The sequence below is a fragment of the Pseudomonas sp. A39 genome (assembly GCF_058145955.1).
This window is the reverse complement of sequence record NZ_JBYVMD010000024.1, coordinates 89,775-100,979: the sequence shown is the minus strand read 5'-3', so window position 1 is coordinate 100,979 and position 11,205 is coordinate 89,775. Positions and strand designations below refer to the sequence as shown.

Here is an 11,205-nt window from a genome sequence, read left to right as displayed (position 1 = left end):
CTATTCAGGACACCCGCCATGAGCATCAAATCGGACAAGTGGATTCGCCGCATGGCGCAAGAGCACGGCATGATCGAACCGTTCGTTGAGCGGCAGATTCGTGGCGAAGGCGACGAACGTGTGATTTCGTACGGGGTTTCCAGCTACGGCTACGACGTACGCTGCGCCGATGAATTCAAGGTGTTCACCAACATCAACTCGGCGATCGTCGATCCGAAGAACTTCGACGAGAAGAGCTTCGTCGACGTTAAGAGCGACGTGTGCATCATTCCGCCCAACTCCTTCGCCCTGGCGCGCACCGTGGAGTTCTTTCGTATTCCCCGTGACGTGCTGACCATCTGCCTGGGTAAGAGCACCTACGCGCGTTGCGGCATCATCGTCAACGTGACGCCACTTGAACCCGAGTGGGAAGGCCATGTGACCCTGGAGTTCTCCAACACCACCACCTTGCCGGCGAAGATCTATGCCAACGAAGGTGTGGCGCAGATGCTGTTCCTGCAGTCCGATGAGGCCTGTGAAGTGTCCTATAAGGACCGCGCAGGCAAGTACCAGGGCCAGCGCGGCGTCACCCTCCCACGCGCTTGATCGAAAGGTCTTACGCGTAAAGGGAATTAGTCTGCGGAAAGTGACTCTATCTAGGTGTACTGCCTCGGTGCGTGTAAAACGCACCGAGCCACGCTTGAGGAGTACCTTATGAAGATCGACCCGCGAATCAGCGCAGAACTTGCCCGGCTTGAACCCAACCAGATTGGCGTTCTGGCCTGGTCCTTGATGGCAAACCCTGCATTTGAAGGTGGCGTCCCTGGACAACCGGATCCAGACCCCGCGCCCGGCCAGCCCGAGCAGCCCGACGAGCAAGGGGTGCCAACCCTTCCAGACGAGCCGCCACCCGCTCCCGTTGCTTGATGCCAGGCAGCAGGTTGGGAAATGGTCAGTCCCTCAGCGTACTGGCCATACTTCCTGATCGCCGATCACAAAGAGTTGGTGATCTTCTCGCTGTTCCACCGCATACCCCCCTGTAAACGCCCCAAACGCCGGCAGCAAGCTGACCCGCGTACCGATCTGAAAGCACGGCAGCCGCAAACTCTGCCGACCTTTGCCGCGCAAGCGATACACCGGATGCACATGCCCCGCCAGGACATGATGGCTGGGATGGGCATGCGGTTCATGCTGCAGGGCGAAAGGGCCCATCAGCAGCGGCTCCGGGACAACCTCAATCCTCAAGTCGACAGGCGGGTCACCCGCGCGCTTATCGTGATTGCCGCGAATCAACGTCATCGGCAGGTCAGGGATAAGCGCTCGCCAGGCTCTCAGCGCGCTCAGCGTGCCACTGGCGTGAGACCCTGGGCCGTGCAGGAAATCGCCGAGAAAGATCACCTGCGCGCACGGTAGGGCCGAGAGCAATCGATCCAGACGCTGTAAGTTCTCGCTCGTGGTGCCTTGCGGCACCGGCTGGCCCAGGCTGCGATACGCCGATGCCTTGCCGAAATGCGCATCGGCAATCAACAGGCAGCGGCGCGCCGGCCAATACACCGCCTTGTCTGCCAGCAACCACAATTCTTCTCCCTCAAGCCTCACCGAACACACCATCAGCGTTTCCCGTTATCCGCGACTTTTTCCAAATCCTTGACCATTCGCGCAATACGCTCCGAGAGTTTTTCCGAGCTCATGCTTTCGCGCATCCGCTCAACCAGCAGCGGAAAGGCCAAAGGCGTAGGCCGTTCGATCACGTGCACGTCCAATTGCAGCGCCGCCATGTGCAGCAATGTCTCCTCCAGCCGACGAATATCCAGTTCATCACGCAAGACTTCTTCCCCGGCCTGCGTCAGCAGCAGGTTCTGTGGGTCATATTGCTTGAATACCTCGAAGAACAACCCGCTGGAGGCCTGTACCTGTCGCGTACTTTTCGGCGCGCCGGGGTAGCCGGCAAACACCAGCCCGGCGATCCGTGCGATTTCACGAAAACGCCGCAGGGCCAGCTCTCCGGCATTCAGGCTGGCCGCCACATCGTGCAGCAGATGTTCTGGCCCCAGCAGTGTCGGGTCCAGCAACTCCGGCCACTCCACCTCGGTGGCACTCAGTAGCTCCAGCCCATAATCGTTGACCGCAATCGAGAAGGTCACAGGCTGCCGCTGGCTGACCCGCCACGCCAGCAGGCTCGCCAGCCCCAAGTGCACCTGGCGCCCGGCGAACGGATAAAGAAACAGGTGCCACCCCTCCCGCGATTTCAGGGCTTCGGCCAGCAAGTGCTTGCGCGTCGGCAAGCCGGACCAGCGCAACTGCGTCTGCAACAGGGGTTGCACCGCCTGCATCTCCGGGCCGTCGTAGTGCCCATGCGCCGCCGCATCAAAACGTTCCACCACCGCCTGGGCCAGCTCATTGGAAAGGGGCATGCGCCCGCCATTCCAGCGCGGTACGGCGGCCTTTTTCGCGGTGCTGCGCCGCACATAAGCGGTCATGTTTTCCACGCGCACCAGTTCCAGCAAACGTCCGGCAAACAGGAAGCCGTCGCCGGGTTTGAGCCGGGCGATAAACCCTTCCTCGACACTGCCCAGATTCTTGCCACCACCGCCCTTGCTCCAGTATTTCAAATGGATACTCGCGTCACTGACGATAGTGCCCACGCTCATCCGATGACGGCGTGCCAGCCGCGCATCGGGTACGCGCCAGATACCGTGCTCGTCCGGCTCCACGCGGCGGTAATCCGGGTAAGCGGTCAGCGACAGACCGCCATGGCGCACAAACCCCAGCGCCCAGGCCCAGTCTGCATCCGTCAGCTCGCGATACGCCCAAGCGCCACGTACTTCCGCCAGCAGCGCATCCGGCGTAAAGCCACCGCCCAGGGCCATGCTCACCAAATGTTGTACGAGCACATCCAAGGGTTTGTGAGGCGATTCCCGTGCTTCGATACGCCGCTGGGCAATCGCATCCTGGGCGGCGGCGGCTTCCACCAGTTCCAGGCTGTGGGTCGGCACCAGCGTCACCCGCGACGGCCGTCCCGGTGCATGCCCTGAACGTCCGGCACGCTGCATCAGGCGCGCCACACCCTTGGCCGAGCCAATCTGCAGCACCCGCTCCACCGGCAGAAAATCCACCCCCAGGTCCAGGCTGGACGTACACACCACCGCCTTGAGATGGCCGTCTTTGAGCGCCCGCTCCACCCAGTCGCGGGCCTCGCGTGACAGCGAGCCATGGTGCAGGGCGATCACCCCGGCCCAATCGGGGCGGGCGTCCAGCAGCGCCTGGTACCAGATTTCCGATTGCGCCCGTGTATTGGTAAACACCAGGCAGCTGCGGCTGGCGTCGACCTCGGCCACCACTTGGGGCAGCATTTTCAAGCCGATATGCCCAGCCCAGGGAAAGCGCTCGGCGACGGGCGGCAGCAAGGTGTCGACTTCCAGCCGCTTGACCGTTTGCCCCTGCACATTGATCCCACCCCCTTGTGGGACCAAAACTTCCAGGGCGTGGGATTGGTTGCCCAAGGTCGCCGAAATGCCCCACACCATCAATTCCGGATGCCAACGCCGCAGCCGCGCCAGCGCCAGTTGCAACTGCACGCCGCGCTTGTTGCCGATCAATTCATGCCATTCATCCACGACCACCATGCGCAGGTGCGCAAGGCTCGCTTCGCTGTCGGCGCGGGCGAGCATCAAGGTCAGGCTTTCCGGGGTGGTGACCAGTGCGGTGGGTTGGCGACGGGTCTGACGGGCGCGCTCGCTGCTGCTGGTATCGCCGGTACGCAGGCCGATGCTCCAGGGGATCTGTAAAGCCTCAAGCGGTGCTTCGAGGGCGCGCGCAGTGTCGGCCGCAAGGGCTCGCATGGGCGTGATCCACAGCACCGTCAGCGGTTCGGCGGGTGGCTTGCGCTTACCCGTCACCGGCGGGCGAGTGAGGGCGAAGCGATTAAGCGCCGCAAACCACAGCGCGTAGGTTTTACCCGCGCCGGTACTGGCATGCAGCAATCCTGACCGGCCGTCCTTGACCGCCGCCCACACGTCTTTTTGAAAGGCGAACGGCTTCCAGCCTTTGGCGGCAAACCATTGTTTGGCGAAGTCGATGGGTTTTGCCATACGGCGGCTGACACTCTGGAAGGCCTATTCCACAGACCTTCCAGAGCGGGCAAAGGTTTACTTCAAGTTGCCACTCAGGAACTGCTGCAGGCGTTCGCTCTTCGGATTGCCCAGCACGTCTTCCGGCGCGCCTTGCTCTTCCACCAGGCCCTTGTGCAGGAACAGCACCTGGCTCGACACCTTGCGCGCAAAGCTCATCTCGTGGGTCACCATGATCATGGTGCGGCCTTCCTCGGCCAGTCCCTGGATCACCTTCAACACTTCGCCCACCAATTCCGGGTCGAGGGCCGACGTGGGTTCGTCGAACAGCATCACCTCCGGTTCCATCGCCAACGCCCGGGCGATGGCCACCCGTTGCTGCTGGCCGCCGGACAGGAACGCCGGGTATTGATCGGCCACGCGCGCCGGCAACCCCACCTTGTCCAAGTAGCGACGGGCGCGGTCTTCGGCGTCCTTCTTACTGCAACCCAATACCCGGCGCGGGGCCATGGTGATGTTTTCCAGCACGCTCATGTGGCTCCACAGGTTGAAGTGCTGGAACACCATTGCCAGCCGCGTGCGCAGGCGCTGCAATTCGGCGTCATCGGCCACGCGCATGCCGTGGCGGTCGCTGACCATGCGGATCGGCTGCCCGTCGAGGGTCATCGCGCCGTCGTTGGGGGTTTCCAGGAAGTTGATACAGCGCAAAAAAGTGCTTTTGCCCGAGCCGCTGGCGCCGATCAGGCTGATCACGTCGCCGGTCTTGGCCTTGAGCGAAACACCTTTGAGCACCTCATTGTCGCCATAGCTTTTATGCAGGCCTTCAACGGTCAATTTGTACATGGGGCGTGCATCCTCAAGGCGAAAGTAGGTAGCCGCTGCGGTAGGCCTCGGCGCCTGCGACATGGCCGATGATCATCCCGGCAGTGGCCATGCGGCGCAACGAACGGGCGTAAAGCAGGCCGGCCTGTCGGCAGTGCACGGGCGTTACGCGGTCGGAAATGGGGTCGATGATTTCGGCGATCAGTTGCCCGGCTTCCAGGTATTCACCGGGCAGGGCGCTGAACACCAGCAGGCCGCCCACCGGCGTTGCCACCGGTTCGACGCCGGCCAGCGGAGTGGCCGGGTAGGGCAGGTCGGGCAGCGGTGCTGCATCGCCCGCAATGGCGCCGAAGTGAATCAGGTAGTCGATGATCGCCTGGCAGTCGAGCGCCGCCAAGCCGTGGTTGACGTCGCCCTGGCCGCGCAGTTCGACGGTTACCGAAAAACTGCCCATGGGGATCGGGAAGCGCTTGCCGAAGCGTTGCTGCAACTGCCACCACACCAAGGTGAAACACTCATCGAAGGACTGCCCACCGGAATCGGTCGCGAGCAAATTCGCTTCCGAACCGATGTACCGCGCCAGCGGCTCCACCTGCGGCCACGCCTCGGGCGTGGTGTACAGGTGCGCCACGGCTTCGAAGTCGCAATGCAGGTCCAGCACCATATCGGCGTCGCAGGCCAGGCGTTGCAGCACCAGGCGTTGGGATTGCAACTGGGTGTCGGCACTTTGCGCGGCGAGCGCGGTGGACAGCGCCGCGCGGATCAGTTCGGTGTTGTGCCGGGGATCATCCCCGAGCAAGTCTTCGATCTGGTTGCCGACGGCTTCACTGAGGTCGACAAACAGGCGATTGAAGTTCTGCCCGCTCTCCAGCTCATAGCGACCCAACGGGATATCCATCAACACCTGTTCCAGGCCCACCGGATTGGCGATGGGCACCAGCACGATCTCGCTGCGCAGGCGGCCTGCCGCTGCCAGCTTCGCCAGCTGCACCTTGAGGTGCCACGCCACCAGCATGCCCGGTAGCTCGTCGGCATGCAGCGATGACTGGATGTAGATCTTGCCCTCGGCCTGCTCCGGGCCGAAGTGAAAACTGTGAATCTGCCGCGCCGTGCCTGGCACCGGCGCAATCAGCTCATGGACGTGATGCCGCATGAATGCTCCTTAATGGCTCGGCCCGAGGAAAGCCAGCCAGCGGCGTTCCGCCAGACGAAACAGACCGACCAGCGCAAAGGTCACGGTCAGGTAGATCAGCGCAGCGATACCGAATGATTGAAAGGTCATGAAGGTAGCCGAGTTGGCATCCCGTGCCACTTTCAGGATGTCCGGAATCGTCGCGGTAAAGGCTACCGTGGTCGAGTGCAGCATCAGAATCACTTCGTTGCTGTAGTACGGCAACGAGCGGCGCAACGCCGATGGCATGATCACGTAGGCGTACAACTTCCAGCCGCTCAAGCCGTAGGCCTTGGCCGCTTCGACTTCACCGTGGGCCATGCTGCGTATGGAACCGGCGAAAATCTCGGTGGTGTAGGCGCATGTGTTGAGGGCGAACGCCAGGATGGTGCAGTTCATCGCATCGCGAAAGAACGCATCCAACACCGGTTGCGCCCGCACGGCGGCGATGCTGTAGATGCCGGTGTAGCAGATCAGCAACTGGATATAGAGCGGCGTGCCCCGGAACAGGTAGGTGTAGAACTGCACCGGCCAACGTACCAGCGGGTTGCGCGATACCCGGGCGATGGACAGCGGGATCGACACCACGAAACCGATGACGAGTGCGGCCGTGAGCAACCACATCGTCATGGCCAGGCCGGTGATGTGCTGGCCGTCGCTATAAAGGAAGGGGCGCCAGTATTCCTGCAAGAGTTCAATCATCGCACTGCCTCCCGGGAGCCTGCGGAGTAGCGACGTTCAAGACGGCGCAGGACAAAGTTGGACGCGCTGGTGATCAGCAAATAGATGAGTGCAGCGAGCACCAGGAAATAGAACAGTTGGTAAGTGCTCTTGCCCGCGTCCTGGGCGGCCTTGACCAGGTCGGCCAGGCCGATGATCGACACCAGTGCCGTGGCCTTGAGCATCACCATCCAGTTATTGCCGATACCCGGCAAGGCAAAGCGCATCATCTGCGGGAAGGTCACGTAGCGAAACCGTTGCCCGCGCTTGAGGCCGTAGGCCGTGGCGGCTTCCAGTTGGCCGCGCGGCACGGCAAGGATGGCGCCACGGAAGGTCTCGGTGAAATACGCACCGTAGATAAAGCCCAGGGTGATCACCCCGGCGCTGAAGGGGTCAATCTCGATGTATTCCCATTCCATGAAATCAGTCAGGCCGGTGAGCCAGGTTTGCAGGCTGTAGAAAATCAGCAGCATCAGCACCAGGTCGGGCACGCCGCGGATCAACGTGGTGTAGAGCTGGGCGGGGATACGCAGCAAGCGCAGGCTGGACAGTTTGGCGCTGGCGCCGAGCAGGCCCAGCAACACGCTGACGGCCAGGGACAGCACCGACAACTTGATGGTCATCCAGGTGCCTTGCAGCAACAGCGGGCCGAAACCCTTCAAGCTGAGCGCGCTCAACCCGAGGGTTTGCAACAATTCTTCGAACATAAATCAGGACCTATGGCGATAAAAAAGCGCCCCTCCAATGGAAGGGCGCTCCAGGCATTATTTGCCGCTGTACAGGTTCAGATCGCCAAAGTGTTTCTTCTGGATAGTGGCGTAGGTGCCATCATCGTGTAACGCTTTGATACCTTTATCCAAAAGCGCCTTCAGTTCAGTGTTACCTTTTTTGATACCGATGGCGGTTTTCGACGGCAGCAGTGGGTCGTCGATGGCTGCGCTGACTTCATAACCAGCACCGGCCGGCGACTTCAGGAAGCCCAGTTCGGCTTGCAGCATGTCCTGCACGGAAGCGTCGAGGCGCCCGGAAGTCAGGTCGGCATACACCTGGTCCTGGTTGGCGTAAGCCTTGGTGGTCACACCGGCTTTATCCAGTACGGCCTTGGCGTAGGCTTCCTGGATGGTGCCTTGCTCGTAGCCCACGGATTTGCCCTTGAGGGACTCAGGCGTCGAGTAGCCAGCGCCTTTCTTGAACACCAGCGACGTCGGGCCGGAGAACAGCTCGTTGGAGAAGTCGATAGCCTTTTCGCGCACCGGGGTCACGGTCATGGACGAAATCACACCGTCGAACTTGTTGGCTTTCAGGCCTGGAATCATGCCGTCGAAATCACTTTCGACCCATTTGCACTTCACTTTCAGCTCAGCGCAGATTGCATTGCCCAGGTCGATATCGAAGCCTACCAGGCTGCCGTCGGCGGCCTTGGATTCGAACGGCGCGTAAGACGGATCGACACCAAAACGCAATTCCTTGTATTCCTTGGCCAGCGCGGAACCGGCGGCCATGCACAGAGCCAGTGCAGAAAGGGTCAGCAATGCTTTTTTCATTATGTAATCCCTGGAAACCAAGATAAGCGCTTGTGGCGCGTTTAGGACTGTTACTGAACGGTGTCAGACGGATCACAAGTAGCAATTTCTGCACCATAGTTCCGAATGTAGTTCCGAATGATCGTTTTAAAAGGTGGGACAAGGGCGTTCTGAGTGTAGGTGATGCCCGAAAATGGGCATTGAAAATTCAGTGCATCATTTAAGGTCATGTTGGTCGGTGTCAGGTCAGGAGGTCTTGCAGGGTGGCGAGGTTGTCAGCTTCTTCCACGGATTTATCCTGCCGCCAGCGCAACATCCGTGGAAACCGCACCGCAATCCCGCTCTTATGCCGCTTGGACAGGGCAATCCCTTCAAACCCCAATTCAAACACCATGCTCGGCGTCACGCTGCTCACCGGGCCGAACTTTTCCACCGTGGTCTTGCGCACAATCGCGTCGACCTTGCGCATCTCTTCGTCGGTCAGCCCTGAGTAGGCCTTGGCAAAGGGCACCAGCGTACGTTCGCTGCCGGACGGGCCGTCCCACACCGCGAAGGTGTAGTCGCTGTAGAGACTGGCGCGTCGGCCGTGGCCACGTTGGGCGTAGATCAACACCGCGTCGACGCTGAACGGGTCGACTTTCCACTTCCACCACACGCCCATGTCCTTGGTGCGGCCCACGCCGTACAGGCCATCACGCGCCTTGAGCATCATGCCTTCCACGCCGAGGCTGCGGGAGGCTTCGCGCTGTTCTGCCAGGTCCTGCCAACTGTTTGCCGTCAGCAAAGGGGACGCCAGCAATACAGGCTGGTTGCACCCGGCAATCACCTGCTCAAGCTGGGCGCGGCGCTCGGCCTGGGTGTGGTTGCGCCAGTCGTCACCCTGATGTTCCAGCAGGTCGTACGCCAGGACCGCGACCGGGGCATCCTCCAGTACCTTTTTGCTCAGGGTTTTGCGGCCGATGCGCTGTTGCAACTGAGCGAAGGGTTGCACCGCGTCTTTCCACACCACGATCTCGCCGTCGATCACCGTGCCGTCGGGCAAGCCGCTCACCAGGCTGTGGAGTTCGGGGAAGCGCTCGGTCACCAGCTCTTCCCCCCGTGACCAGATCCACAGACGGCCGTCACGCTTGACCAACTGCGCACGGATGCCATCCCACTTCCACTCGACCTGCCAATCGGCGGGAGAACCCAGCAAGGTGTCGAACTGCTCCACCGGTTGCGCCAAGCCGTGAGCGAGAAAAAACGGATAAGGCTGCCCGCCCCGTTGCGCATGTTCGTCGGACGATTCAGGGGCGATCAGCTTGAGGTAGCCCTCAGGCGTAGGGCGATTGGACAGATCGGTGTAGCCCACCAACCGCTGGGCCACGCGCTTGCTGTCGAGTTCGGCCATCGCGGCAAGGGCGCGGGTGACCAGCAACTTCGACACGCCCACACGAAAACTGCCGGTGATCAACTTGATGCACACCATCAGGCTCGGCTGATCCAGTTGCGCCCATAACGCAGGGAGCCGCGCTGCCAAGTCCAGCGGAGGCAGGCCACGCAGAGGCAAGAGTTTTTCCTCCAGCCACACCGCCAGACCGTCCTCTGAGGTGTAGGGGGATTCCGGCAGCAGCAGGGAAATGGTCTCCGCCAGGTCGCCCACCGACTGGTAGCTCTCTTCAAACAGCCACGGCTCGATGCCGGACGCTTCGGTGGCCATGTCCCTTAACAGACGCGTGGGTACCAATTGCCGCGGCCGTCCGCCGGACAGAAAGTACACGGCCCAGGCTGCATCTTCCGGCGCGGCATGGCGAAAGTACGCCTGCAGCGCCGCCAGCTTGGCGTTGCTCGAGGTGGTGGCGTCGAGGTTGGCGTACAGCTCGGCGAAGGCCTTCATGCGCTGGCCTCCTCTTCGTCATCGCCGTATTCAGTGGTGAAACCCATGGCATCCAGGCCTTTTTCCCGCAGATGGCGTACCAATACGCCGACAGAACCGTGGGTCACCATCACCCGTTCCGCGCCGGTTTGCTCGATGGCCCACAACAGGCCCGGCCAGTCGGCGTGGTCCGACAGCACAAAACCACGGTCGACCCCGCGTCGTCGGCGGGTGCCGCGCAAGCGCATCCAGCCGCTGGCGAAGGCGTCGCTGTAGTCGCCGAAGCGCTTGATCCAACTGCTGCCGCCCGCAGACGGGGGGGCGATGATCAGGGCCTGGCGTAACAGCGGATCGGTCTTCTTGAAGTCACCGGCGTAAAGCGTTTCAGGGATGTAGATGCCAGCCTCGCGGTACACCCGGTTCAACGGCTCGACCGCGCCGTGGCTGAGGATCGGGCCGATGCTGGCGTCGATACCATGCAGGATGCGCTGGGCCTTGCCGAAGGAATAACAGAACAACACGCTGGCTTTGCCGGCGGCGATGTTCGCCTGCCACCAGTCGTTGATCCCGGCGAAGATCTGCGCCTGGGGCTGCCAGCGGTAGATCGGCAGGCCGAAGGTGGATTCGGTGATAAACGTGTGGCAACGCACCGGTTCGAAGGGCGCGCAGGTACCGTCGGGCTCGACCTTGTAGTCGCCGGACGCGACCCAGACTTCACCCTGGTATTCCAGGCGCACCTGGGCCGAGCCGAGCACATGCCCGGCCGGGTGGAAACTTAGGGTGACGCCATGGTGTAGAAGTTTTTCGCCATAGGCCAGGGTCTGCAGGTTGATGTCCTGGCCCAGGCGTGAACGCAGGATGCCTTCGCCGGGAGCGGCCGCCAGATAGTGCTGGTTGCCGGTGCGAGCATGGTCGCCGTGGGCGTGGGTGATGACCGAGCGTTCCACCGGGCGCCAGGGGTCGATGTAGAAATCTCCGGCGGGGCAGTAGAGGCCTTCGGGGCGGGCGATGACGAGGTCCATGGGGTGACCGGGGGAGGTGGGCTTATCAGGTAGGAGGCGGGCG

General features: G+C 61.9%; 11 protein-coding genes. 2 read left to right on the top strand and 9 right to left on the bottom strand.

The annotated features are described in order from the left end of the window. Positions 1 to 18 precede the first annotated feature (18 nt). The gene (gene dcd, locus AC3ZU9_RS18980; RefSeq protein WP_003189215.1) at positions 19 to 585 is read left to right on the top strand and encodes a dCTP deaminase; all 567 of its coding nucleotides are present in this window, start codon (positions 19 to 21) and stop codon (positions 583 to 585) included. A 108-nt stretch (positions 586 to 693) separates the two neighbouring features. Then, positions 694 to 906 carry a hypothetical protein gene (locus tag AC3ZU9_RS18975; RefSeq protein ID WP_043204916.1) on the top strand — a complete coding sequence of 71 codons (213 nt, stop codon included), beginning with the start codon at positions 694 to 696 and terminating at the stop codon, positions 904 to 906. 33 nt (positions 907 to 939) lie between these two features. On the opposite strand, the gene pdeM is transcribed toward AC3ZU9_RS18975, so the two are convergent. The 9 genes from pdeM to AC3ZU9_RS18930 all read right to left on the bottom strand — a co-directional run bounded on the left by pdeM (position 940) and on the right by AC3ZU9_RS18930 (position 11,162). Then, a complete protein-coding gene (gene pdeM, locus AC3ZU9_RS18970; RefSeq protein WP_012722619.1) occupies positions 940 to 1,590 on the bottom strand; it encodes a ligase-associated DNA damage response endonuclease PdeM in 651 nt (216 codons plus the stop codon). Further along, entirely contained in the window at positions 1,590 to 4,070 is a 2,481-nt protein-coding gene (locus AC3ZU9_RS18965; protein WP_490091172.1) for a ligase-associated DNA damage response DEXH box helicase, read from the bottom strand. The genes pdeM and AC3ZU9_RS18965 overlap by 1 nt, the downstream gene beginning before the upstream one ends. A 57-nt stretch (positions 4,071 to 4,127) precedes the next feature. Continuing rightward, a complete protein-coding gene (locus AC3ZU9_RS18960; protein ID WP_012722621.1) occupies positions 4,128 to 4,892 on the bottom strand; it encodes an ABC transporter ATP-binding protein in 765 nt (254 codons plus the stop codon). 13 nt (positions 4,893 to 4,905) lie between these two features. Beyond that, on the bottom strand, positions 4,906 to 6,024 hold the full coding sequence (locus AC3ZU9_RS18955) for a succinylglutamate desuccinylase/aspartoacylase family protein (protein ID WP_490091171.1): 1,119 nt from the start codon (positions 6,022 to 6,024) through the stop codon (positions 4,906 to 4,908). A 9-nt stretch (positions 6,025 to 6,033) separates the two neighbouring features. After that, positions 6,034 to 6,744 carry an ABC transporter permease gene (locus AC3ZU9_RS18950; RefSeq protein ID WP_046036646.1) on the bottom strand — a complete coding sequence of 237 codons (711 nt, stop codon included), beginning with the start codon at positions 6,742 to 6,744 and terminating at the stop codon, positions 6,034 to 6,036. After that, positions 6,741 to 7,469: an ABC transporter permease gene (locus tag AC3ZU9_RS18945; protein WP_012722624.1), complete on the bottom strand. Its 729-nt coding sequence runs from the start codon at positions 7,467 to 7,469 to the stop codon at positions 6,741 to 6,743. The genes AC3ZU9_RS18950 and AC3ZU9_RS18945 overlap by 4 nt, the downstream gene beginning before the upstream one ends. Before the next feature lie 57 nt (positions 7,470 to 7,526). Further along, positions 7,527 to 8,306, bottom strand: coding sequence for a transporter substrate-binding domain-containing protein (locus AC3ZU9_RS18940; RefSeq protein ID WP_012722625.1), 780 nt, complete (start codon positions 8,304 to 8,306; stop codon positions 7,527 to 7,529). 220 nt (positions 8,307 to 8,526) lie between these two features. After that, positions 8,527 to 10,161, bottom strand: coding sequence for an ATP-dependent DNA ligase (locus AC3ZU9_RS18935; RefSeq protein WP_093544027.1), 1,635 nt, complete (start codon positions 10,159 to 10,161; stop codon positions 8,527 to 8,529). Further along, positions 10,158 to 11,162, bottom strand: coding sequence for a ligase-associated DNA damage response exonuclease (locus AC3ZU9_RS18930; RefSeq protein ID WP_012722627.1), 1,005 nt, complete (start codon positions 11,160 to 11,162; stop codon positions 10,158 to 10,160). Before AC3ZU9_RS18930 ends, AC3ZU9_RS18935 begins: the two co-directional genes overlap by 4 nt. Positions 11,163 to 11,205: the final 43 nt, after the last annotated feature.

Coding starts and splice junctions, on each gene's coding strand:
- AC3ZU9_RS18960 (WP_012722621.1), bottom strand. CDS start 4,892: ATGTACAAATTGACCGTTGAAGGCCTGCATAAAAGCTATGGCGACAAT.
- AC3ZU9_RS18955 (WP_490091171.1), bottom strand. CDS start 6,024: ATGCGGCATCACGTCCATGAGCTGATTGCGCCGGTGCCAGGCACGGCG.
- AC3ZU9_RS18930 (WP_012722627.1), bottom strand. CDS start 11,162: ATGGACCTCGTCATCGCCCGCCCCGAAGGCCTCTACTGCCCCGCCGGA.
- dcd (WP_003189215.1), top strand. CDS start 19: ATGAGCATCAAATCGGACAAGTGGATTCGCCGCATGGCGCAAGAGCAC.
- AC3ZU9_RS18940 (WP_012722625.1), bottom strand. CDS start 8,306: ATGAAAAAAGCATTGCTGACCCTTTCTGCACTGGCTCTGTGCATGGCC.
- AC3ZU9_RS18935 (WP_093544027.1), bottom strand. CDS start 10,161: ATGAAGGCCTTCGCCGAGCTGTACGCCAACCTCGACGCCACCACCTCG.
- AC3ZU9_RS18975 (WP_043204916.1), top strand. CDS start 694: ATGAAGATCGACCCGCGAATCAGCGCAGAACTTGCCCGGCTTGAACCC.
- AC3ZU9_RS18945 (WP_012722624.1), bottom strand. CDS start 7,469: ATGTTCGAAGAATTGTTGCAAACCCTCGGGTTGAGCGCGCTCAGCTTG.
- AC3ZU9_RS18950 (WP_046036646.1), bottom strand. CDS start 6,744: ATGATTGAACTCTTGCAGGAATACTGGCGCCCCTTCCTTTATAGCGAC.
- pdeM (WP_012722619.1), bottom strand. CDS start 1,590: ATGGTGTGTTCGGTGAGGCTTGAGGGAGAAGAATTGTGGTTGCTGGCA.
- AC3ZU9_RS18965 (WP_490091172.1), bottom strand. CDS start 4,070: ATGGCAAAACCCATCGACTTCGCCAAACAATGGTTTGCCGCCAAAGGC.